Origin of the sequence: Brachyspira pilosicoli (assembly GCF_008016535.1) — a bacterium.
GTDB classification, from domain to species: domain Bacteria; phylum Spirochaetota; class Brachyspiria; order Brachyspirales; family Brachyspiraceae; genus Brachyspira; species Brachyspira pilosicoli_A.
Genome location: NZ_SAXY01000025.1, coordinates 1 through 23,149 on the forward strand (window position 1 = coordinate 1; position 23,149 = coordinate 23,149).

Sequence of the window (23,149 nt, forward strand, 5' to 3'; positions counted from 1 at the left end):
TTAAATTCTGTGCTATAATCTTTTTTCATAGTAGCATCCTTTTTATTTGTTTTCTGTTCAAAATATTATAACAAGGATACTGCTTTTTTTATACTAAAAAATGTCCAATATCTCATACTCCTAAACAAAAAAACTTTATATTTTAATTGACTTAATTATATTTTATTAGTATACTATAGTATATAAAATTATTCGTAAGGAAATATATATGAAGAATATTATTTTATTAGTTTTATTAAGTTTATTTGTCTATGGCTGTGGTTCTGGTAATAGTTCTTCTGGAAGCAATACTTTAACTTTATGGATGCCTCCTTATGGAACTGAAGATACACTTGATAAAAATTTTTGGGAAGAATTGGTAAAACCTTTTGAAGAGGAAAATAATGTAAAAATTAATGTAGAAATCATTTCTTGGGCTAATTATGAAGAGAAATATTTGACTGGTGTAAGTTCTGGAAGAGGTCCAGATGTTGGATATATGTATAATGAAATAATAGCAGATTTTTTAGATTTAGGTGCAATATATCCAATAGATGAATATCTAACAGAAGCAGATAAAACTAATTATCTATATTTGGAAGATGCTAAAATAAATGGTGAGTTATATGGTTTACCTATTGTTGTTGGTAATGCTAGAATAATAGTATATAACAAAACTTTATTAGATAAAGAAGGCGTAAAACCTCCTGTTACTTGGCAGGATTTTATAGATGCTAACGTAAAACTTACAAAAGATACTAACGGAGATGGCGTAATAGACCAATTTGGTACTATAATGACAATGGGCGGCGGACATTTTGGTAATATGAATGGATATCTTACTCCTTTCTTATGGCAGGCAGGCGGAGATTTCTTTACTGAAGATGGTAAAATAGCTTTTGATTCTCCTGAAGCTTTAAAGACAATTCAGTTTTTATATGATTTAAAATTTAAATATAAAGTTCTTCATGAATCTACAATGTCAATAGCTGGAAGTGAGGGGTCTGATGTATTTAACAAAGGAAATGTTGCTTTTACTATTACAGATACAAGATCTACATCTAAATTTTTAAATAATGTTGATTTTGAATGGGGCTTTATAGTTTCTTTAAAAGATAAACAGCAGAAAACTTTTATTGCTATAGACCAATTGGTTTTAATGTCTAAAGATAAAAAAGATTTATCATATAAATTAATGCATTATTTAACAAGTGCTGCTAGCATGGAAAAGTTCCATACAGATTTAGCAAAGTTCCCTCCTATCTCTAAAGAAGAAAAATATTTAGATGATCCTTTATATCAGGAACTTTATACTACTCAAACAGATATTTTAAAAACATTACCTAAAGTAAAAGGTTCTACAGTAGTATTTGATGCATTAACTAAAAATATACAATCTATGATGTTGGGTGAGAAAACTCCTGAGCAAGTAATTAAAGAGTCTGCTGAATATGGTAGACAGGTTTTAGAAAACAATTAATTATTTATTTTTTAATGAGAGATTAAATTATGAAAACTGAAAAAAGAAGATTTAATAAAGATTTTATAAGCGGATATTTATTTATATCTCCTAGTTTATTTTTTATAATAGTCTTTTCTATAGTACCATTATTAATGGTGTTCTTTTTTAGTTTTCAAAAATATAATGTTGTGCAGGCTCCAGAATTTATAGGGTTGGAAAATTATAAAAGAATGTTTTCTGATCCTTTTATGAAGCCTGCATTAATTAATACTTTTATATATACGATAATCACTGTACCTATACAAACATTATTATCTTTATTAATAGCAAGTATTATATGCCGTAAGATAAAGAGTAAAATAGATGGTTTTGTAAAGAGTTCTATGTTTGTACCTGTTATAGCTTCTGCTATATTGGTTGGGGCTATTTGGAGAATATTATTATCTACTAATGATGGTATTATTAATGGGTATTTAAATCTTATTGGTATAAAATCTATAAATTGGCTTGGAGATAAATATTTAGCATTATTGAGTGTATGTTTTTTAACTATATGGAAGAATGTTGGATATTTTATGGTTATATATATAGCGGGTATTTTAGATATACCTCAAAATTTATATGAAGCGGCTGATGTAGATGGTGCTGATAAGTATAGTAAATTTATTAATATTACTATCCCAGCGCTAAAACCTATAAATTTTTTAGTTATTGCATTAGGACTTATATGGGCTTTCCAAGCATTTGAAATAATATATGCATTAACTAGCGGAGGACCTGGCACAGCAACTATTACTTTAGTTTATACTATTTATAATACCGCTTTTAGGCAATTTAATATGGGATTTGCTTCAGCTGTATCTGTATTATTATTTATAATAGTGCTTGTGGTTTCTATTTTACAAAAAAAAATAATGAAGGACTAATTAATGAAAGTATTGAAAAATCAGTTATTAAATATATTTTTAGTTTTTATAGCACTTTTATTTTTATATCCTTTTATATATATGGTTTTAACTTCTTTTACAAAGACTTATTCACTTGGAAAATTGAGTATTAATTTATCTCAAATGAATTTAGATAATTATGTCACTATTTTCAAAAATTATAACTTTTTTACTTATTTTAAAAATAGTACAGTTGTTGTTATTATAGCTTGCTTTGTAAATGCAATTATATCTGTTATGGCGGCATATGGTTTTTCTAAGAAGAAATTTCCTTTTAGAGATATTATATTTTATATATATATAGCTACAATGATGATGCCTGGGCAAGTAAAATTAGTTCCTATGTTCATTATAATGAAAGCTTTTGGTTTATTAGATAATAATATTGGTTTGGCAATACCTGTTATTAATGCTTTTGGTGTATTTTTAGTAAAACAATTTATGGATGCTTTGCCTAATGAACTTTTAGAATCTGCAAAGATGGATGGATGTTCTGAATGGAAGGTCTTTACAAAAATAGTAGTTCCTTTGTCTAAGCCTGTAATTATTTCACTTACAATATTTACTTTTATAACAGTGTGGAATGATTTTACTTGGCCTTTGATAATGACATCTGATTCTAATAAATATACTTTACCTTTAGCCCTTTCTACATTACAGGGCAACTATGTTAGTAATTATGGTTTAGTAATGGCTGGGGCTACTTTAAACTTTTTGCCGCCATTTATATTTTATATAATTTTAAGAAGACAATTTGTACAAGGTATTACCTTTACAGGTTCAAAAGAATAATTTTTATTTAAGGATTAAGTTTATGAAAGAAAATTTAGAATTAAAATTATTAAGTTCTTTGGCTAAGGTACTTCCGAATAGAGACAACATTGAGGAAAAATATATTAATAGGACAATTGCAAAAAATGAAGTATTTTCATTTCAAGTTGCGTATAAATATAATGATATACTTAATGGTACTAATAAAGTAAAAATAGAAATTAGAGTAAATAATAATATAGCTAAAAATGATGAAATTAAATTATATAATGTTAATTTAGTGCATACTGATTTAGCAACTTATCCAAAGGCATATAATGACCCTAATTATATATCTGTTATGCCGGGGGTATTTCCTGATATATTGGAAGAGTCGGTTAATGGTGAAGCTATTTTATTGACATATTGGAGAGCTGTTTGGATAGATTTTAAGCCTTTAAATGGAGCTGGAAAATATAATATAGAAGTTAGATTTATTTTAAATAATGATGAAAATGATTATTTAACTGTAACAAAAGAAATTGAGGTTTTAGATTTTGAATTGCCTAAACAGACTTTATATTATACAAATTGGTTTCATTCAGATTGTTTAAGTTCTTATTATAATGCTGATATATTTAGCGAAAGACATTGGAATTTAATAAGAAATTATGTGAAAACAGCAGCAGATTATGGAATGAATATGATATTAACTCCTGTTTTTACTCCTCCATTGGATATTGCTATAGGCGGAGAGCGTCCTACTGTGCAGCTTGTTGATATTACAATTGATGATGGTAAATATATATTTAAATTTGATAAACTTGAAAGATGGATAAAATTGTGTTTGGAATTAGGTATAGAATATTTTGAAATATCACATTTCTTTACACAGTGGGGCTCTAAAAATGCTCCTAAAATTGTAGCTAAGGATAAAAATGGAAATGAGAAGAAAATTTTTGGTTGGGATACAAAATCTGATTCTAAAGAATATGTTGATTTTTTAAATGAGTTTATATTAAATTTATTATCATTTCTACAAAAACTTGGTGTTGATAAAAAATGTTTTTTCCATGTATCTGATGAGCCTTCTTTGGAGCATTTAGAAGATTATAAGAAAGCAAAAAATATTATAAAGCCTTTATTGAAGGATTATATTATTATAGATGCTTTATCAGATATAGAGTTTTATAAATCCGGTGCTTTAGAAAATCCTATACCAGCTAATGACCATATAGATGATTTTATAAAGGCTGATGTTAAAAATTTGTGGACTTATTATTGTTGTGTACAATGTGTAAATGTTAGTAATAGATTTTTCTCTATGCCTAGTGCAAGAAATAGAATACTTGCAACACAATTGTTTAAATATGATATAGTGGGCTTTTTACATTGGGGATATAATTTTTGGTATTCACAATATTCAAGAAGACTTATAGATCCTTTTTATACAACAGATGCTGATATGGGATTTCCTGGAGGAGATTCTTTTGTGGTATATCCAGGAAAGAATGATGAGCCTATTGTTTCTTTAAGATTAAAAGTATTTAAACAGGCACTTGATGATTTAAGAGCATTTCAATTGTTATCTTCAATTACTTCTAAAGACTTTGTTATGAAATTAATAGAAAATGATTCTGTAATAACCTTTAGTAAATTTCCTACGGAAGATGACTATATTTTAAAATTAAGAGATGAAGTTAATAAACATATTTTAGATAAAATAAACAATTAACTTTTTTATTACATATTTTGAAAGAAATTAGAATATGTATTTAATAAAAAATTATAATGATGCTTTTTAATTCTTTTATCATCTTTTTATTATAATATTAATATAAAAAATAAAAATAACATTTAAGATTAAAAGAATATAAAAATCATGAAGGATACAGATTAAGTAAAGAAGATATTTTTATTATATTAAAGTTTTATAAAATATTAAAAGAAAAATGTTACTATAGAGCATGAATATTGAAATAATGATTCTGATAAAATTATGTTTTATATAACATTTAAATTGTATATAAATACAAAAAATATATATTAGCATAGATGCAATGCTGTAATTAATAGAACTCAATTTGAAACAGATATTAATAGTTTAGGAAGAAAGGTTTTGTATGATGATGTAACAGAGGATATACTTGTGAAGCTAATATTTGATTATAAGATGTAAAATTATAAATAAATGGTTAAAAAAATATTACTAGGAGATAAGTATATGACAAAAGAAATATTTGGAGAAAATTCATTTGTATACACATTAGAAAATAACAATGGATTAAAGTTAAAATTAGCAGATGTTGGAGCTTCTATCACAGGCATATTTTTTAAGAATAGAAGAGGAGAGAATATTGAAGTAGCTTTTGGTTCTGATGATATTAATTTTTATAGTGCTAAGGCAAAGAATGGTCATATGGGTGCTACAGTTGGTAGAGTTGCTGGAAGAACTTTGAATTCTGTTTTTAGAATAGGGGATAAAGAATATAAATTAAATCCAAATAAGCCTCCTCATCATGCACATGGCGGAGTTGATGGGCTTTCTTATGTGTTTTTTACTTCAAAAGAAATTGATAAAAATAAAATAGAGTTTCATTATTTGTCAAAAGACGGTGAAGAAGGTTATCCAGGTAATTTAGATTTAACTGTTACATATACACTTACAGAAGATAATGAAGTTGTAATAGATTATAAAGCAACAACTGATAAACCAACTCCAGTGAATATAATGAATCATTCTTATTTTAATTTGAATGGAAAGGGTAAAATTAACAATCATAAAATATCAATAGATGCTAATTATTATTTACCTGAAAGTGAAAATGGTGATAGTTCTGGAGAGATTATAAAAGTTGATAATACTCCTTATGATTTTAGAAATATGAAAGAGATTGACAGTATAATAAAAGCCAAAGGCGGATGCGATAACTGTTTTGTATTTGATGATAATGATATCAAAAAATCTAGAGTAAAAGTTATTTCTGAAGAGAGTTTAATATCTTTAGAGGTGTTTACAGATATGCCTTCTGTTTTGCTTTATACTTCTAATTTTCTAAACAATTTACAGGTGAGAGGACAAGTATTAAATAAACATGAAGCTTTTTGTTTGGAGACACAGTATTTTACTTTATCTTTAAATTATAATCATTTTCCAAGTATAATACTTTATCCAGACAGAGAGTTTAAGCATAGAACTATTTATAAGTTTGCAGCTTTATAATGTATTTTTTTAAAACTAAATTAGTAAGTATTTATAGTGTTTTTAATTTTATTGTTTATATATGAGTTTTTTATTCAACTTTTTCCCGTAGCAAAAAGTACAATTTATTTAGCATTATACTTAAAAATATGTATCAAATAATGTAGAATAAAACTCAATTTTAGTTTAAAAATGCAGCCTTTTTGGTTCTTTGTGGCAATACCCACAGGTACTTCCTTCGGTCGCAGTTTGTATAGATTTTATCCTAAAAGGTGAAGTTTTTAAGACATATTTTAAGAAAGATAAAGCACTATAAGGTGTTTTCTCTTCATAGATTTGCCTCCAACTATAACGAGTAGCTAAATCTACAGCTGTGAACTGATAAACTGTTTTTCTGCCTAATTTGATATATTTAGTGTCTATTTGAACTATTTTGCCCTCTTTTTGTATTTTAGAGACAAATTTTCGTTTATCATATCGCTTCTTTTTCTTTTTTGTTTTATATCTCCAAAGATTATTTCTTTTTAGTACATTCTCTATAGCTGTAACACCTATCTTAATGCCTTCACGATTTAAATATGCTTTAATATAATGCTTACCTCGATATTCTTTAGTATAGAGTTCAATAATTAAATTAATAGCTTTTTGATTATTAAAGATATTTGGAGAAGTTTTTGGCTTAGTACTAAAATTAGCGACAGTTCCAGTGTCTTTATATTTTTTAAGCCAAGCATAAAAAGTAGATTTGGGTATTTCTTCTATCTTTAGAAATCTTTTAATATTTTTAGTTTCTAATGCTTCATCCACTATAAATAATTTAAATTCTGTGCTATAATCTCTTTTCATAGTAGCATCCTTTTTATTTGTTTTATGTTCAAAATATTATAACAAGGATACTGCTTTTTTTATACTAAAAAATGTCCAATATCTCACACTCCTAAACAAAATAAAAAAATATTTTAGTTGACATAATATACATATATATTGTAAAATATAGTATATCATTTTATACATTTTGAGGTTTTACGTATGCAAAACTCTATGGATAATATTTTAAATCATATATCCTATAATATAAAAAATGAAGATTATGAAGGAACTTTAGAAGCATTAGATAATATTCTAAAAAAAGTACCAAAAAATTATAGAGCAAATCTATATAAAGGACAATTATGTGTTGAGATAAAAAAATTTGATGATGCAATCAAATTTTTTGAAGAAGCTAAAAGAGTAGATATTAACACATTTAAATCATACAATTTACTTGGTATAAGCTATCATGCAATAGGAAACTATGATAAAGCTATAGAATGCTTTTATGAAACATTAAAAATAATGCCAAAATCTTATACTGCATACAATTTACTTGGCATAAGTTACTATAAAAAAAACGAACATGATAAAGCTATAGAATGTTTTAATAAAGCAATAGAAATTAATCCAAAATATGATAAAGCCTATAACAATTTAGCGTTATATCACTATAGAAGCAAAAATTATGAAGCAGCAATAAACTTCTTTGAAAACTCAAAAAGTATGGATGAAATGACTTTTAAAGCTTATGATATGCTTGGAATGTGTTATTATAATATTGACAATTATGATAAAGCTATAGAATGTTTAAATAGATATTTGCAAAGCAACAGCCGTTCATACAAAATATCAAATACATTAGGAGCAATATATTCCTACTTAAAAGATTATGACAAAGCAATAGAATATTTTAATAAGGCAATAGAAATTAATCCTAAATATGCTAATGCCTACAACAATCTTGCATTAATATTTTTTAACAAAAAAAACTTTGATAAAGCAGCATTATATTTTGATAAAGCAAGAAAGTTTGATTTAGATTCTTTTACAGATTATTATAAATTGGCAGTTAGTTATTATTCCAAAAAATACTATTATGAAGCAATAGAACATTTTAATAAGGTAATAGAAAGAAATCCTAATCCATATAAGGCTTATAATTTTATTGGGCTTTGCTACTTATCAAATGAAGAATATGATAAATCTATAGAATATTTTAAAAAGGCTATAGAAATAAATGATATGTATTATAAGGCTTATAATAATTTAGCTAATGCATATTTAAATTTAAAAGATTATAATGAAGCTATAAAATATTTTAAATCTTCTATAGATATTAATGATAATGATGAAGCTTATTATGGAATAGCTATTTGTTATTATAATAAAGGTGAAAAAGAAACTGCGGCATATTATCTAAATAAAAACATTGATAATATAAATGAAAATTATATAGATATGCTTTTTAATATTTATATAGATTTAGAAGATTATGATAAGGCATTTGTATGTGTTAGAAAAAATAATAAATATTATGATAAGCTTATAAATATTTTGTATGATAAAAAAGAGTATTCAAAAATAATAACTTTATTTGAAGAAAACAATAATAATCTAGTTAATAATGAGATTATAGCTAATTCATACTTCTACACAAAAAATTATGATAAAGCTATAAAATACTATAAAAAACTTTTAGAAACAAACAAAGACAATTTTATTTATTATAACAATATTGCTATTTTGTTTTTCTTAAAAAATGACTACCCTTCTATTGTAGAAACTTATTTAAAATATTTAGAGAATAATAGTTTAGCGAGTTACAGTATATTTTTGCTTTCATACAGCTTACTTGCAAATAAAAAAATTAGTTATAATGATTTTTTAAAACTAACAGATAAATGTTTAGAGAAAAGCATCACATATACAAATTATACAAAAACAATATATCAAACTTTTAAATATGATACCAACACTTTAAAAACCATATTTGAAAACAGAATACAATTTTGTGATTCTCATACTATATTAAAAGATGAGTTCACAGAAAATCATTTAAGAGCATTAAAACCTATATTAGAAAAGACAAATATAATTTCGTTTTATAAAAATATAGATGATATTAATAATTGGAATACTGACACTATATGCGTAGAATATGAATTATTGGATTCTAATATATGCATTATTAATAACAACAATAATATTTATGTATACGGTAAAAAGGCTAAGTTTTTATCATATAATGAAAATATAGAATACGGCAATTTGCTTTCTATTTTTTATAAAGAGAGAGATAAAATAATATCATATAAAAAAGAGTTACAACTAAAAGTAAAAGCAGTATATTTATCATATAGTTTTGATGATTCTGATATAAATCTCATGAAATGCATACTAAAAAATGAAAACATAAAACTATATAAAATGAATAATGATAATTCATATAACGAGATTTAAAATATTTATTGTAATATAAAGTTTCTTGTTTCTATATAAGGCGTTTCATCGGCAATATAGGACTCTATTACAACAATATAATTACCTTTTGGAAGAGATGCTAATTCCTCTTTTGCTATAGTGAGCTTAAACACATCATTTTCTAAAACAGCATTATACTCTCTTTCGCTTCCATTTTGTAATTGAAGAAGCACTTTTACTTTTGTATTAGGGTCTGGCATCTCTAAAGCATTATTAGGATAATTGTATGATGAAACATAAATATCTATATTCATATCATTGTTTTTATTTACTATTGCAGGCATTTCAATATCTTCTATTCTGCTCATTTTTGTTGATAGTTTTTCTATCCAATATTCAGCAGTGTAAGCATAATCTTTAAAAGCAGTTAATTCTATATAATTAGCCTTTGAATCTATTCTTGAAATAAAGAAAGGTCCATTTGATATATAAGCATGCCCGTATTTATCTATAAAGTCAATAGCAGCCTGATATCTTTTAATAGCCTCTTCTTTTGTAATAAAGTATTCTATTCCAACAGGTATATATTGAGAATCACGCATTTCAATTAATTTTTCTTTTATATCAGCTACACATATAGGATTTTTTACATCTATAGCAGTCAATGATTGATCCTGTGAAATAGTATAAACATTACCAGATTTAGAACCCTCAAGGACCATTTTCATTATAGCTTCATTTATCTCAAAAGGAATAACAGTGTTTCTATTAGGGTTGCCTATTTTAGGACCAACTGCAGCAATAGCAATTTGCCTATTCATGTCCATTGGCCAATAATAATTTCCATAGAGTGTAAAACTTCCATCTTCATTTATTATACTTCCAACGGCATTATCCATAGCAGAAGTATATCTTCCAGCCATAGCAGAATCATAATACTTATCATTTTCATTTGTCTTTGTTATTATGTTTGCAATAAATACACTTCCATACATCAAATCAACTAGAGACGAATCTATGCCATGATGCCATTTAAAGCTTTTTGGTTTAAAATCACATTTTACATAAGCGGTAAGATTATCAGCCTTTTTATAAACTATCTCACCATTTTCAACTTTCGTAGTTAAACCTTCTTCCCATTTTTGAGTATAAGGGTTATACATTTTAGCATTATTAGGAACTTTTACAGTGCCTACAGGTATGCCGTTATCACCAGCTCTAACACCTATTTCTAAACTATTAGTATCAGCCTTACCAAGTATAAACTCTGTTTTTGCTGTGGAAGGCGATTCAAATGTAGCACCCGCATCAGAGCAAGGGCCTATCATTATAGCAGAATATGCATCAGAAAATCCGCCTACACCTACAGGGTCCCAAGGGCTTATAAATAATGAACCTTGTGCAGAATGCTGGAGAACTCTTAATACTTTTTCACCGTTTCTATTTGACTTTATGTCGGCACTTCTTATAGACCAATCATTAACACCATCGCCAACACCGTAAAGCATTCTTCTGTTAAATCTTTCTTTGTTTGCTACAAAAAACTGTGTTTGAGAGTTTAAATATATTCGCACAGCATCTTCAAGCCCAATCTCCTGCAAACGCATATTGCCGCTCCAATATTCATCAGCTGTTAAAAACCAGCCGTTTGAATTTTTATCGCTTATTCTAGAAGCTTCTTTATTGTCATAATTCCAAAATTCAGCAATGTTTCCGCCCGGCATATAGTTGCCCTCTCTTACATACATTTGCCTAAGTGTAACGTCCCACCAAGCTCTTGTAGCCCCTGCCCCCCAAGCTTCAGTTATAATATTCCATTCATAATCTTTTGGGTCAGAGCCGTATACAACTTGGGTGGATTTGTTTCTGTCGTATAATAGTTTTTCTACTTTTATGCCTGTCTTTTCTATTAAGTCAGATATTGCATTGCCTGCAGGAAGCCTTCCTGTAGGGTCATCTACTCTTATAACAAATTTAATAGTTACTGTCTCACCATTATATTTCCACCAGCCATTTTCTTTTTTTAGCTTTCCTCTGTTTTCTGGAAGATTAGCAGCTTTTTCCATAGCATTATTTATATCGTTAATTGCTTTTTCTTCATTGCCGTTTGCTGTCATACCCATTTTTGAAGGAATGAGATTATATCTATAAGTGCCGGGCTGACCGGGTGTTGCCTGAGTAAATGAATGCTCCCCTGCCCCTCTTAAAATTTCATCAACAAGCTTTTTTCTATCTATCAAAAAATTCACTGCAAATCTTACTTCTCTTATAGCAAGAGGATTAAAATGAGTTTTTCCATCTCTTGTAATAACTGTATAAGGGGCTTTATTTGGAACAGGATTAAAAAGCAAAGACCAAGAACCAGAAGGCACAGCATAAGTATCAAGCTTCTCCAAATCGCTTTCACTTAATGATAAATATGTGCTTCCGTCTATACCGCTAGCCATTAAATCAGCACGGCCGTCTGCTACATCTTTAATGGCTATTGTCATATCTGTTCTCACTTCATATATTATTTTATCTATTAATGCCCCGCCTCTATCTATTTTTTTTATTTCTTCTTGGCTCTTATTAGAACATGAAATTAATATAGTGAATATTATTAAAAAAAAGAATTTATTATTATATTTCATTTTAATCCCCAGTTAGATGCAATAATACAACTTAACATAATATATAACATAAGAAATAAATGTCAATAAAATAATAAATTTATATTAAAGGAAAATTTTGTTTAAACAAATTTAAATTCTATCTATAATAGCTTTTTGAATTTCAGGATTAAACTCTTCATAAAAACTATTATTAACAACATTATGCTTACCTTTAGGATTTTCTATTGTAAAAGTTTTTTTATTAATCCATTTCATATTTCTTCCAATTCCTATTCTATGATTTCCAATAGAGAATTTTTTAACAATTTTATCATCAATTATTATACCAATAGCTTTAACTGTAATCATCTGAGTTTTTGGAGCAAATGATTTTATATAAATAATATCACCAACTTTTAAAGACTGTATGAATTGATGTAAATCAGGAGCATCTTTTTCACCCCAACCTATTCCAGCAACATTATTATTAATAAATTCTTTACTTACATCTTCAGTATTATTAAAAGTAGCACCTACTCCAAAAATAGCCATTTTATCCTCCATTGTTGTTTCTAACAATAAAAATTATAGCATAAAAATATCAATTGTCAATAAAATAGGCATACAGATAAAAATCCATATGCCTAGTTTTATATTCTATTATTTAATCATTTATACTTTTATTTATTTTTATTCCAGTGTATAGACTTGATATAAAGCGATGAGAGATTAGTTAAATCTTTATCATCTTCTGCTTGTGTTGACAATATATAATAAATATCATCTACTCTCCATAATGTAAACTTTTCATTATTTGAAGTGGTATTATATTCTACAACAATGTTATTTTCTTCTTCTGTAAAGTTTTTTCCGCTATTAACATAATCCCCATAAAAAGAAAGTAAATTATTAGTATTTTTTGAAGCTCTGTAAGTATAATTATTATTCATATAATCAAAATTAACTTCGGCAACATCTTTGTTAGCTATAAAATATTTAGCATTTTGTCCATGTTCTGGAGGAGCTACTGTAGTGCTTATGCCTAAAGGAATAAAAGAATTTGGAGAATCCACTTGAACATAATCAGCAACCACTTCTGAAGAAGCATTATTTTCTTCTTTCTTGTCTGAATCCGAACAAGAAGCTAAAGCCAAAACTATAACTAAACTAATAAATAACCTTATCATAACTAACACCTCTTAAAAAATAATTATTAAAAAATCTTTATTTCTAATATATAACAAAAAATATTAAAATTAATAAAAAATTTACCTTGATTTTATATTTTTTTAATGATATTGTTTATAATCAAAATTATTAAAGGAATAAAAGGAATAATAGAGGAAACTATGGATACTAAATACATATTTGTAACAGGCGGAGTTGTATCTGGACTTGGTAAAGGTATAACAGCTGCTTCACTTGGAAGACTACTAAAAGCTCGCGGTTTAAGTGTAACTATACAAAAATTAGACCCTTACATCAATCTTGACCCGGGTACTATGAGTCCTTTTCAGCATGGTGAAGTTTTTGTTACTGATGATGGGGCTGAAACAGATTTAGATATTGGGCATTATGAAAGATTTATTGATGAAAATTTAAATAAATACAGCAATGTTACTACTGGTAAAATATATCAGCATGTTATAAATATGGAAAGAGAAGGTAAATATCTTGGAGAAACTGTTCAGGTTATACCTCATATTACAAATGAAATAAAAAGAAGAATATACAGAGAAAATGATACAAAAAAAACTGATATAGTTATCACAGAAATAGGCGGCACTATTGGTGATATAGAATCATTGCCATATATTGAAGCTATAAGGCAGGTAAAAACAGAATTAGGACAGGATAATGTTTTGTATGTACATGTTACATTGATACCTTTTATAAGTTCATCTGAAGAGATTAAGACAAAACCAACTCAGCATAGTGTAAAAGAACTTATGCAAAGCGGCATTATACCTGATATATTAGTATGCAGAACAAATAAACATTTAGAAGAATCTCATAAATCTAAAATAGCATTATTCTGTAACTTACCAAAACAAAATGTATTTGAGAACTTTGATGAGCCTAATATATATTCTGTACCATTAATGCTTGAAGCTCAGGGACTTTCAGATGTGGTATGTAAGCATTTCAAATTAGAAACTGCTAAGATAGATTTATCTAATTGGACAGAATTGGTAGCTAAACAAAAAAATATAGCTATACAAAATGAAAGAGTTAGTATTGCTATAGTTGGAAAATATATATCTATGAAAGATGCTTATATATCATTAATAGAGGCATTAAATCATGGCGGAATATATAACGACATTAATGTTGATATAAAATGGATAAATGCAGAAGAGTTGGAAGATAAAGAAGATATATCTACATATTTTGATGATGTTAATGGTCTTATTATACCCGGTGGATTTGGAGAGAGAGGAATAGAGGGAAAGATAAAAGCTATTAAATATGCTAGAGAAAATAAAATTCCTTATTTGGGAATATGTTTGGGTATGCAGCTTATGAGTATAGAGTTTGCAAGAAACGTATTAAAACTTGAAGATGCAAACACAATAGAGATAAATGAAAATTGTAAAAATCCAATAATCACTATGATGGAAGAACAAAAGAAAATTATGCTTAAAGGCGGCACTATGAGGCTTGGTGCTTTTGAATGTAATATAAAAGAAGGTTCTTTAGCTCATAAACTCTATAACTCAACAACAATAAGTGAAAGACATAGACATAGATATGAGTTTAACAATAAATATATAGAGAAAATGGAAAAAGCAGGATTTATAATTACAGGAAAAACAAAAGATGCTGATTTGGTTGAAATATCAGAAATAAAAGACCATCCATTTATGATAGGAGTTCAGTTTCATCCAGAATTGAAATCAAGAATAACAAACCCGCATCCTATATTTGTTGGCTTTATTGAAGCTGCTAAAAAATTTAAAAATAAATAATTTTTATTTGAATTATAAATACTAACAATTTTTAAGTTTGTCAATTTTTTTTATTGTTCTTTTCCCGCCTTCGCACCCATACCTAAAGGTACTTCCTACGGTCGCACCCACAGGCACTCCTTTCAGTCGCAGGCACTTCCTTCGGTCGCTGTGCGGACTTCGTCAAAGAACAAAAAAGTGCAAATAAAGAATACAAAAAATTATACTAATTTTAAAAAAATATAGGATAACACTATGTATTTTAATTAAAAATTAGTAAAACTTTATTAAAAGCCAAAACTTTGAAGAAGTCCTCACCAAGTAGCTGCAAGAAAAGAACAATAAAAAATAAAAAAATATAATTACTGAAAAATATAATATTAAAAATCATTTGCTTTTAAAATTATTCCATTTCTCTTTTATACTATTAGAACTTAAAATTAATTCTCTAAGTTTTTCTCTGTCATTATTCTGTAATGCATTTTGAAAATCTTCTAGCCTTTTTATGTACTCTTCCAAAGACAAAGATAAATAATGAGAGTTTCTTGCAAAAAGTTCGCTCCACATATTAGCATCTATTGTACCTACCCTTGTGTGGTCGCCTAAACTATTTCCTTCAAAACCAAGTGAAGCTAAAAAATCTTTATGATTAACTATAGAACAAGCTATTATATGCATAAGCTGACTAGTAAAAGCTATCATCTTATCATGTTCTTTTTCTGTTGATACAATTACATTTTTGCATCCTATATTTAAAGCTAAATCTTCTATTTTTTTTATGTCTTCCTTATTAGCATTGTCATTAGCGATTATTATAGCATTAGAGTTTTTAAATAATGATTCGCTTGAGTTATTATAGCCGCCTTTCTCTTTACCTGCCATAGTATGAAGCGATACATATTTTTTTGTTTTTACTGCATTAAATATATCACTCTTAACCCCGCAAAAATCTGACAGTATCTTATCATCTGTAATAAATGAAGAATATTTGTTTATAATATCTAAAGCTATAGAAGGCAAAGTGCATATCATAATAATGTGAGCCCAAGAAAACATCTCTTCTATATCTGAATAATCATAACTTCCTTTTTGTATATATTTATCTTTTAAAGCACTGTCTACAGCTTCTTTATTAGTATCTAAAGCCCATATATTATAACCATCTAAAGCCTTAACTAAAGAGCCACCCATTAAACCCAAACCAATAACAGCTATATTAATCATAAATAAATCTCCTAATATATTATAACTTCATTGATAATAAACATCTAAATAATATCTAGTCTAAACTTATAAAAAAATGGTACAGCTTTTGAATATTATCTATACTAAAATGATCTCTTTCCATTTTTATTGATATATCATTTTTTTTTAAGTATGTAAATAATTTTTTTATCTTCTTGAAATAAGTCTTTTCTATAGCACTTTCTCCTTTCTCTAATTTAAAATCCATATTTACTTTATTACATATATCTGATATAGAAAACTTTTTACTTTCTGTATTTTCATAAACTTCAATAACCCTATTATAAAAAAACTTCAAATACTGCAAACTATATTCATCTAATTGATTATTTTTATCATTCTCTTTTGATTCATATTCTTCTATTTTAAAAATCTTATTAGAAACACTTTTAAAAATATCTCTATCAGCATTGGTAATGGTTGTAACTATAGCAGTTATAGCTCCATGCCTCTTTAATCTCTCCATTACAATAGTATAATCAACATCTCTGCTTATAAATACTACTATATCTGTATTTTTATTAATAACAAAATCTTCAAAAGCATCTATAGATGAAATCATATCGGACATATTTTTACCTTTGCGTATATTCACACGATGAATTATATCTATATGCAAATTTCTAAGTGATTTCCCATAAGATTCTATAGACTTACTGTCGCCATAAGCTTTTTTTATTGAATAATAAATATCTTTATCTTTTAAGTTAGTTCTATAAAATTTAACTACATCTTCAAGAATCAATTTTAAATTAATATTAAAGTTTAAATGAGTAATATTCTCTAAGTCTATATAAATACCAATTCTTTTCATAAATAATCCAAAATTATATAATTTCTTTTTATTTTATAAACTAATCTCAAAAAAAACAATACCTAAAAAAACAATGAAATATTTAATTTATGTATTTTTTATTCAAATGCAGTGTAAAATTTTTAACATAAAAAATTGCAGCAAGCGGTTATGATTTATAATTAGGCATAAAATATAGTAAGATTTAATATTTTTATTAGTACAATAAGAAAAATGTATATAAGTAAGATTTTTTTAAGAAATAAAATACTATTAAATTTAAAAATAGCACTTTATTTCTTAAAATTATAATTTATTAAAACTACTCTTCAATATATGCATAATTAAATTTATATCTTCCCAAAGGTTCATCAATATAATTTTTTAATTTGGGATTTACAACTAAAAAGTCTGTTCTATATATAAAAGGTATTATAGGCATCTCTTCAAAAAGAATTGCCTCTGCTTCTTTTAATGCTTCCATTCTATCTTTTTTATTTGTTGAAGTGGCGGCAAAGTTTATTAAATAATCATATCTTTCATTTGAAAAGCCGCCGTAGTTTATATCGCTATCGCTTGTCATAATTTGAAGTATTGTAAGCGGGTCATTATAATCGCCTGTCCAGCTTGTTCTAGCTATTTTGTAGTTGCCTGATTGTCTGAAAGGAAGTGTGATTTTTGACTCTTCCGTTCTAACTACTACATCAATATTTAAATTATTTTTCCACATTTGTTGAATTGCCTCTAATACTGTGGTATAAAAACCAGATGAAACTTTTACTTCTAATATTGGAAAGTTTTCTCCGTTTGGGTATCCTGCTTCAGATAATAATTTTTTTGCCTCTTCTACATTATTGCTGTAATTATTAGCTATTATAAAATTGCTGCTCTCTTCTCTAAAAGATTTTTCAAAACCTTTTACAATAGGAGCAACAAAGCTTTCTGCTGCTATTAGTTTGCCGTGGCCAATATTGCTTACTATGTAATTTCTGTCTATTGCTAGAGATAATGCTTTTCTTACTCTCTTGTCGGACAATGTTTTATCTTTTGTGTTTAAATCTAAATAATAAACTCCTATAATGTCACTTACAGCCATAAGGTTTTCTTTTATCAAACTTTCTATTTCACCAATAGGTGGTGCATTAATAGAAAAATCAACATCGCCTGTTCTAACAGCATTTAAAGAAATATATTCATCGGCTATCAAAACAAAATTAATTTTTTTAGCAATCTGATTTTTATAATCCCAATAATTAGTATTAAGCTCAAATGCTATTAACTCATCAGGCTTTCTCTCTGTCATCTTGTAAGCACCATTTCCAATATATGCCTCAGGCTTCCAAGTCCAATCATCGCCGTATTTATTTATAATATCCTCTCTCACAGGCATATAACATCCCCCAGAAGCCAAAATATCTTCAAAATATAGTGTAGGATTTTCAAGTTCTATTGCAAGAGTGTTCTCATCTGCCGCAGTAACGCCCAAACTTTCAATAGGTTTTTTACCTGTGTTTATATTTTTTGCATTTTTTATATAATACATTAAATATGCTATAGGTGAAGCTGTTTTAGGATCAACCACTCTTCTATATGAATAAACAAAATCATTAGCTGTAAGTTTTTTACCGTCACTCCATTTTGCATCTTCTCTTATATGAAATGTGTATTTTAATTTATCTTCACTTATCTCCCATTTATCTGAAGCACCTCCAACTATTTTGTTGCTTATATCTTTTGTTAATAATCCTTCAAAAGCATGATTAATATAAATAAACCCATATGTTTCATCATTTATTGCTGGGTCAATAGACTGAAGCTCATAACCTAAGTTTACTGTAAGTTCATCTTTAATGCTTTTTGTTTCTTTACTGCAAGAGATGATTAATAATAAAGTTAGAAAAATAAAAAATGTTTGAAATAAAGTTTTAATAAAAAAGTTTTTTGGTTTAAAATTACAAGTCATAAAAAACTCCTTAAAAATAAAAAGTATTAAAGAGAGATTTTTATAACACCGTTTGTCTTGCTTTATTTAATTTTCTTTAACTAAATTTGTTTTTTAGTCTTGTTTGTTTAAAGAATAATTTAATAAAACAAGACCAACATTAGAAAAGGTCTCATTTTATTAAAAGTATAAATAGAATAATAAAAGAGATAATTCCCTACGCTGGCATTACCCAAACAGGTTATAAGGGTCGAAATTTAATTATATAAACTTCCTCTCAGCCTTTTATAAGCTCCCCATGTTGATAATATTGTATAATATTCTTATTTTTAATCAAGATAGTAGAGTATAAATTTGTTAAGGAGTGTGAGATATTGGACATTTTTTAGTATAAAAAAAGCAGTATCCTTGTTATAATATTTTGAACATAAAACAAATAAAAAGGATGCTACTATGAAAAAAGATTATAGCACAGAATTTAAATTATTTATAGTGGATGAAGCATTAAAAACTAAAAATATTAAAAGATTTTTAAAGATAGAAGAAATACCCAAATCTACTTTTTATGCTTGGCTTAAAAAATATAAAGACACTGGAACTGTCGCTAATTTTAGTACTAAGCCAAAAACTTCTCCAAATATCTTTAATAATCAAAAAGCTATTAATTTAATTATTGAACTCTATACTAAAGAATATCGAGGTAAGCATTATATTAAAGCATATTTAAATCGTGAAGGCATTAAGATAGGGGTTACAGCTATAGAGAATGTACTAAAAAGAAATAATCTTTGGAGATATAAAACAAAAAAGAAAAAGAAGCGATATGATAAGCGTAAATTTGTCTCTAAAATACAAAAAGAAGGCAAAATAGTTCAAATAGACACTAAATATATCAAATTAGGCAGAAAAACAGTCTATCAGTTCACTGCTGTCGATTTAGCTACTCGCTATAGTTGGAGGCAAATCTATGAGGATAAAACACCTTATAGTGCTTTATCTTTCTTAAAATATGTATTGAAAACTTCACCTTTTAGGATAAAATCTATACAAACTGCGACCGAAGGAAGTGCCTGTGGCAACAATGGTATAGAATATACTTATCGCTGTATTAATACTCCTAAAATCAATATTTTTGATGAATACTGCTTAAAAAATAAATTAGAGAGGAGATATATTCCTATAGCAACACCAAGATACAATGGCGTAGTAGAAAGAGTACACGGTATAGACGAAAGAGAATTTTATTCAAGATTAAATAAAAATATCACTGTAGAATTATTAAGAGAAAAATTAAAAGAATATACACATTTTTATAACAATCTGCACAGGTGCCAAACATATTGCAGTTAGGAATTCCTTAATTTATTAAAGTATAGCATAGGTGTATCATAATTTAAAGCAGAATGTATTCGTTTATAATTGAAAAAATGATTATATTTTTGTATGTTTTTATTTGCTTTCTCTAATGTTAATTCTTGTGTACAAAAGTCATAAAATTCTTTTTGGTCTTGTCATTGTGTACTCTCTACTACACCATTATACCAAGGTGATGCAATTGGACTATAAACCCTTTTAATATAGTTTTTCTTACAAAATATATCTAATGGGTGTTCAGTATTAAATGAATGTTTACGGTAAGTAAATTCTGTACCATTGTCTGTTTGAATACAATGTACTCTAAAAGGAAAATAATCTATAAGTCGTTTCATAAAATCAATGGTACTGTATGGACTTTTTTCATCGTATAAATATCTAAAGCTCATTCTTGTTGCTATATCTACAGCAGTAAATTGATAATAATGTATTTCTCCAAAAAAAGCATATTTAACATCTATTTGTACCTTTTCTCCTGCTTCTTTAATATAAATAGCATGCTTTCCTTTATGTTTTCTCTTAATTTTTTTCTTTTTACTTCTATACAAATTATTTTCTTTTAGAACAGTTTCTATAGCTGTTGTTCCTACTTTAATGTCTTCTAACTCTAATTGTTTTTTTATTTTTAATTTACCATAACCGTATAATTTTCTTATTTCAATTATTCTTTTAATAATCTTTTTATTTTTCAATTTATTTTTATTATTCTTAGGTTTAGTAGATTTAGGTTTTATAATAGAATAAGTTTCTAATTGGCTTTTCCAATAATAATATGTTCTAATACTAATCTTATATTTTAAAGCTAATACTTCTTTATTTTTAACTTTATTAATTTTTAGAACTATCTTTTTTCTTTGATTTGAAGTATATTCTTTCATAGGTATTCCTTTAAATTTGAACTATATATATTATAAGGAATACCTACTTTTTTAAACTAAAAAAACGTGCAATATGTATGGCTCCTAAACAATTTTTATAACAATCAAAGATTGATTTCTTCGTTATTGTATATTACAATCAAAGAAAGAATCAAAAATATTATAGCAAGTAAAAGTACAATATCTATGGCTCCATGACAGTAGAGTATAAATTTTTAAGTTTATAAATTTAAAGTTTTTGAATTTTATTGTTTTCCTTTACTGATTTGTATATTTTGATAAGGTTTTAATTTTTATAAAGATAAAATTATTATTTTTGTATATATTAGTAGAGTGTAGATTTAAGATGTTTGCACTTTTTGCAACTTTTTGCTGCGGGAAAAAGTTGAATAAAACAAAAACTTACATGAAAAAATATTTTTGTTTAACTATATATTGAAGTTTGTTAAAAACTATTTATTTAAATTAAGATATTTACGGGGCTTTACCTTTAACGAAGTACACACCGTGTAATGCGAGAAAAAGAACAACAAAATCTTTATCTTTTTTATTATTGTGCTGCACCCCAAGTTCTTTTGTTGACACAAAGAACCAAAAAGACTGCGTTTAACTAAGTATAACTTTTTATGTATATACAAAATATAGATATTATTTTAGATTTACATATTCCAAAATAATAGCACTTTTTGCTACGAGAAAAGTTGAATAAAAAAGTTATATAGGAAAATATATTTATATTAAAAAATTGTTATAAATAAAAAAGGCCCCTTATAACAGGAGAACTAGCACCCAGTTGGGTTGACTTACCGTTGCTTCCTTCCGAACCTGGCGGATTCATCATCAACTGCCGTAGAACCCCGTTATAAGAGATGTAGAAAACTAAACTACGGAGAGAGTGGGATTCGAACCCACGGTACTTTAACATACACACGACTTCCAATCGTGCTCCTTCAACCGCTCGGACATCTCTCCATATATTTAATTTAAACGTGCCTGAGAAGATTTGAACTTCCAACCTTCAGAACCGCAATCTGATGCTCTATCCAATTGAGCTACAGGCACATAGGTTTTATAGTCTAAAAATCATAACATAAAAATATTTTTTTTGCAAATATTTATTTGTATATTAGTTATTTGTTTAGTCATTTTTTATAAAAGCGTATATGTCTTTAAATAAAAATATTCTAAATGCTAATGAAATCATAACTTTTATAAATTCTAATACGATAAAAACCTTTATTTGCTTCATAAAAAATTAATTTGACTACTATCATATATATATATATATATATTTATAAAGTCAAATCTATGTAATAAAGAACTATATCCTCATATTCATTATTTTTATTAAGATATCCTTTTTTTACAATACCTATTTCATTAAAACCTATTTTTTTATATAGTTTATGAGCAGTTTCATTAGATAATACAACAGCATTAAACTGAAGTATTCTATATCCAAATTTAGCTCCCTGTTTAATAGAATCTCTGACCAAAGCCTCACCTACTCCTTTACCCCTAATATTTTTATCTACTGCATAAGAAGCATTGCATATATGTCCGCATCTTCCTATATTATTAGGGTGAAGTATGTAAACTCTATAAACTTTTTCGCTTTCTATTACTAAGCCAGTATGGTCTTGAGAAGAAAAATATTTATCTGTCTCATCTTCATCTTTTAAAACATCTATTTGAGGAAAATAAATACCATCCTCTATAATATTATTCCATATCTTTATAGCATCTTTAGCATATTTTTTATTATATTTTATTATTTCCATAGTTAAGTCCTTTATATTAT

The 23,149-nt window shown here is 26.8% G+C and carries 17 protein-coding genes, 2 tRNA genes, 1 other RNA gene, 1 pseudogene and 1 riboswitch; of the genes and pseudogenes, 9 read left to right on the forward strand and 12 right to left on the reverse strand.

All coding sequences use genetic code 11. From position 1 onward, the window contains the following. Nucleotides 1-208 precede the first annotated feature (208 nt). The 5 genes from EPJ72_RS03555 to EPJ72_RS03575 all read left to right on the forward strand — a co-directional run bounded on the left by EPJ72_RS03555 (nucleotide 209) and on the right by EPJ72_RS03575 (nucleotide 6,361). Nucleotides 209-1,459, forward strand: a complete 1,251-nt coding sequence (locus EPJ72_RS03555; protein ID WP_147730873.1) for an ABC transporter substrate-binding protein — start codon at nucleotides 209-211, stop codon at nucleotides 1,457-1,459. 29 nt (nucleotides 1,460-1,488) lie between these two features. Then, a complete protein-coding gene (locus EPJ72_RS03560; RefSeq protein WP_147730874.1) occupies nucleotides 1,489-2,367 on the forward strand; it encodes a carbohydrate ABC transporter permease in 879 nt (292 codons plus the stop codon). Between the two features lie 3 nt (nucleotides 2,368-2,370). Next, nucleotides 2,371-3,180 (forward strand): carbohydrate ABC transporter permease, encoded by an 810-nt coding sequence (locus EPJ72_RS03565; protein ID WP_147730875.1) that lies wholly within the window; start codon nucleotides 2,371-2,373, stop codon nucleotides 3,178-3,180. A 22-nt stretch (nucleotides 3,181-3,202) separates the two neighbouring features. Continuing rightward, complete coding sequence (locus EPJ72_RS03570) at nucleotides 3,203-4,873, forward strand: DUF4091 domain-containing protein (RefSeq protein ID WP_147730876.1); 1,671 nt, start codon at nucleotides 3,203-3,205, stop codon at nucleotides 4,871-4,873. Between the two features lie 489 nt (nucleotides 4,874-5,362). Next, complete coding sequence (locus EPJ72_RS03575) at nucleotides 5,363-6,361, forward strand: aldose epimerase family protein (RefSeq protein ID WP_147730877.1); 999 nt, start codon at nucleotides 5,363-5,365, stop codon at nucleotides 6,359-6,361. 165 nt (nucleotides 6,362-6,526) lie between these two features. Here the strand turns inward: EPJ72_RS03575 and EPJ72_RS03580 are convergent, their stop codons facing one another. Next, nucleotides 6,527-7,186: a transposase gene (locus tag EPJ72_RS03580; protein ID WP_147730878.1), complete on the reverse strand. Its 660-nt coding sequence runs from the start codon at nucleotides 7,184-7,186 to the stop codon at nucleotides 6,527-6,529. Nucleotides 7,187-7,369: 183 nt separating this feature from the next. Here EPJ72_RS03580 and EPJ72_RS03585 point away from each other — a divergent pair, with 183 nt between their 5' ends. Then, complete coding sequence (locus EPJ72_RS03585; RefSeq protein ID WP_147730879.1) at nucleotides 7,370-9,613, forward strand: tetratricopeptide repeat protein; 2,244 nt, start codon at nucleotides 7,370-7,372, stop codon at nucleotides 9,611-9,613. Between the two features lie 5 nt (nucleotides 9,614-9,618). Here EPJ72_RS03585 and EPJ72_RS03590 read toward each other — a convergent pair whose 3' ends face one another. From EPJ72_RS03590 to EPJ72_RS03600, 3 genes are all read right to left on the reverse strand, one after another. After that, nucleotides 9,619-12,207 carry an ABC transporter substrate-binding protein gene (locus EPJ72_RS03590; protein ID WP_147730880.1) on the reverse strand — a complete coding sequence of 863 codons (2,589 nt, stop codon included), beginning with the start codon at nucleotides 12,205-12,207 and terminating at the stop codon, nucleotides 9,619-9,621. A 111-nt stretch (nucleotides 12,208-12,318) separates the two neighbouring features. Then, nucleotides 12,319-12,720: a hypothetical protein gene (locus EPJ72_RS03595; RefSeq protein ID WP_147730881.1), complete on the reverse strand. Its 402-nt coding sequence runs from the start codon at nucleotides 12,718-12,720 to the stop codon at nucleotides 12,319-12,321. Between the two features lie 128 nt (nucleotides 12,721-12,848). Next, nucleotides 12,849-13,355, reverse strand: coding sequence for a hypothetical protein (locus tag EPJ72_RS03600; protein ID WP_147730882.1), 507 nt, complete (start codon nucleotides 13,353-13,355; stop codon nucleotides 12,849-12,851). Between the two features lie 162 nt (nucleotides 13,356-13,517). On the opposite strand from EPJ72_RS03600, the gene EPJ72_RS03605 reads away from it, so the two are divergent. Further along, nucleotides 13,518-15,137 (forward strand): CTP synthase, encoded by a 1,620-nt coding sequence (locus EPJ72_RS03605; RefSeq protein ID WP_147730883.1) that lies wholly within the window; start codon nucleotides 13,518-13,520, stop codon nucleotides 15,135-15,137. Nucleotides 15,138-15,503: 366 nt separating this feature from the next. Here EPJ72_RS03605 and EPJ72_RS03610 read toward each other — a convergent pair whose 3' ends face one another. The 3 genes from EPJ72_RS03610 to EPJ72_RS03620 form a co-directional block, all read right to left on the reverse strand. Then, nucleotides 15,504-16,340, reverse strand: a complete 837-nt coding sequence (locus tag EPJ72_RS03610) for a prephenate dehydrogenase (protein WP_147730884.1) — start codon at nucleotides 16,338-16,340, stop codon at nucleotides 15,504-15,506. 55 nt (nucleotides 16,341-16,395) lie between these two features. Beyond that, on the reverse strand, nucleotides 16,396-17,175 hold the full coding sequence (locus EPJ72_RS03615) for an NYN domain-containing protein (RefSeq protein ID WP_147730885.1): 780 nt from the start codon (nucleotides 17,173-17,175) through the stop codon (nucleotides 16,396-16,398). A 301-nt stretch (nucleotides 17,176-17,476) separates the two neighbouring features. Beyond that, a complete protein-coding gene (locus EPJ72_RS03620) occupies nucleotides 17,477-19,117 on the reverse strand; it encodes a peptide ABC transporter substrate-binding protein (RefSeq protein WP_147730886.1) in 1,641 nt (546 codons plus the stop codon). 175 nt (nucleotides 19,118-19,292) lie between these two features. Next, nucleotides 19,293-19,405: riboswitch (TPP riboswitch) on the reverse strand. A 144-nt stretch (nucleotides 19,406-19,549) separates the two neighbouring features. On the opposite strand from EPJ72_RS03620, the gene EPJ72_RS03625 reads away from it, so the two are divergent. Further along, complete coding sequence (locus tag EPJ72_RS03625) at nucleotides 19,550-20,446, forward strand: transposase (RefSeq protein WP_242004902.1); 897 nt, start codon at nucleotides 19,550-19,552, stop codon at nucleotides 20,444-20,446. Here the strand turns inward: EPJ72_RS03625 and EPJ72_RS03630 are convergent. Then, a pseudogene (locus EPJ72_RS03630) lies at nucleotides 20,443-21,348 on the reverse strand (integrase core domain-containing protein). The gene EPJ72_RS03625 and the pseudogene EPJ72_RS03630 sit on opposite strands and share 4 nt — an antisense overlap. Nucleotides 21,349-21,414: 66 nt before the next feature. Here EPJ72_RS03630 and EPJ72_RS13590 point away from each other — a divergent pair. Beyond that, nucleotides 21,415-21,546 carry a hypothetical protein gene (locus EPJ72_RS13590; RefSeq protein WP_277871905.1) on the forward strand — a complete coding sequence of 44 codons (132 nt, stop codon included), beginning with the start codon at nucleotides 21,415-21,417 and terminating at the stop codon, nucleotides 21,544-21,546. Nucleotides 21,547-22,116: 570 nt separating this feature from the next. Here EPJ72_RS13590 and ffs read toward each other — a convergent pair. The 4 genes from ffs to EPJ72_RS03650 all read right to left on the reverse strand — a co-directional run bounded on the left by ffs (nucleotide 22,117) and on the right by EPJ72_RS03650 (nucleotide 23,129). Further along, an RNA gene (gene ffs, locus EPJ72_RS03635) (signal recognition particle sRNA small type) lies at nucleotides 22,117-22,211 on the reverse strand. A 24-nt stretch (nucleotides 22,212-22,235) separates the two neighbouring features. Further along, nucleotides 22,236-22,320 (reverse strand) — tRNA-Ser (locus EPJ72_RS03640). Between the two features lie 16 nt (nucleotides 22,321-22,336). Further along, nucleotides 22,337-22,410 (reverse strand) — tRNA-Arg (locus EPJ72_RS03645). A 230-nt stretch (nucleotides 22,411-22,640) separates the two neighbouring features. Beyond that, nucleotides 22,641-23,129 carry a GNAT family N-acetyltransferase gene (locus tag EPJ72_RS03650; RefSeq protein ID WP_147730887.1) on the reverse strand — a complete coding sequence of 163 codons (489 nt, stop codon included), beginning with the start codon at nucleotides 23,127-23,129 and terminating at the stop codon, nucleotides 22,641-22,643. Between the last annotated feature and the right edge of the window lie 20 nt (nucleotides 23,130-23,149).

Excerpts from the sequence above, each read along its gene's own strand:
- EPJ72_RS03555 (WP_147730873.1), top strand. The coding sequence starts at position 209 with ATGAAGAATATTATTTTATTAGTTTTATTAAGTTTATTTGTCTATGGC.
- EPJ72_RS03560 (WP_147730874.1), top strand. The coding sequence starts at position 1,489 with ATGAAAACTGAAAAAAGAAGATTTAATAAAGATTTTATAAGCGGATAT.
- EPJ72_RS03565 (WP_147730875.1), top strand. The coding sequence starts at position 2,371 with ATGAAAGTATTGAAAAATCAGTTATTAAATATATTTTTAGTTTTTATA.
- EPJ72_RS03570 (WP_147730876.1), top strand. The coding sequence starts at position 3,203 with ATGAAAGAAAATTTAGAATTAAAATTATTAAGTTCTTTGGCTAAGGTA.
- EPJ72_RS03575 (WP_147730877.1), top strand. The coding sequence starts at position 5,363 with ATGACAAAAGAAATATTTGGAGAAAATTCATTTGTATACACATTAGAA.
- EPJ72_RS03580 (WP_147730878.1), bottom strand. The coding sequence starts at position 7,186 with ATGAAAAGAGATTATAGCACAGAATTTAAATTATTTATAGTGGATGAA.
- EPJ72_RS03585 (WP_147730879.1), top strand. The coding sequence starts at position 7,370 with ATGCAAAACTCTATGGATAATATTTTAAATCATATATCCTATAATATA.
- EPJ72_RS03590 (WP_147730880.1), bottom strand. The coding sequence starts at position 12,207 with ATGAAATATAATAATAAATTCTTTTTTTTAATAATATTCACTATATTA.
- EPJ72_RS03595 (WP_147730881.1), bottom strand. The coding sequence starts at position 12,720 with ATGGCTATTTTTGGAGTAGGTGCTACTTTTAATAATACTGAAGATGTA.
- EPJ72_RS03600 (WP_147730882.1), bottom strand. The coding sequence starts at position 13,355 with ATGATAAGGTTATTTATTAGTTTAGTTATAGTTTTGGCTTTAGCTTCT.
- EPJ72_RS03605 (WP_147730883.1), top strand. The coding sequence starts at position 13,518 with ATGGATACTAAATACATATTTGTAACAGGCGGAGTTGTATCTGGACTT.
- EPJ72_RS03610 (WP_147730884.1), bottom strand. The coding sequence starts at position 16,340 with ATGATTAATATAGCTGTTATTGGTTTGGGTTTAATGGGTGGCTCTTTA.
- EPJ72_RS03615 (WP_147730885.1), bottom strand. The coding sequence starts at position 17,175 with ATGAAAAGAATTGGTATTTATATAGACTTAGAGAATATTACTCATTTA.
- EPJ72_RS03620 (WP_147730886.1), bottom strand. The coding sequence starts at position 19,117 with ATGACTTGTAATTTTAAACCAAAAAACTTTTTTATTAAAACTTTATTT.
- EPJ72_RS03625 (WP_242004902.1), top strand. The coding sequence starts at position 19,550 with ATGAAAAAAGATTATAGCACAGAATTTAAATTATTTATAGTGGATGAA.
- EPJ72_RS03650 (WP_147730887.1), bottom strand. The coding sequence starts at position 23,129 with ATGGAAATAATAAAATATAATAAAAAATATGCTAAAGATGCTATAAAG.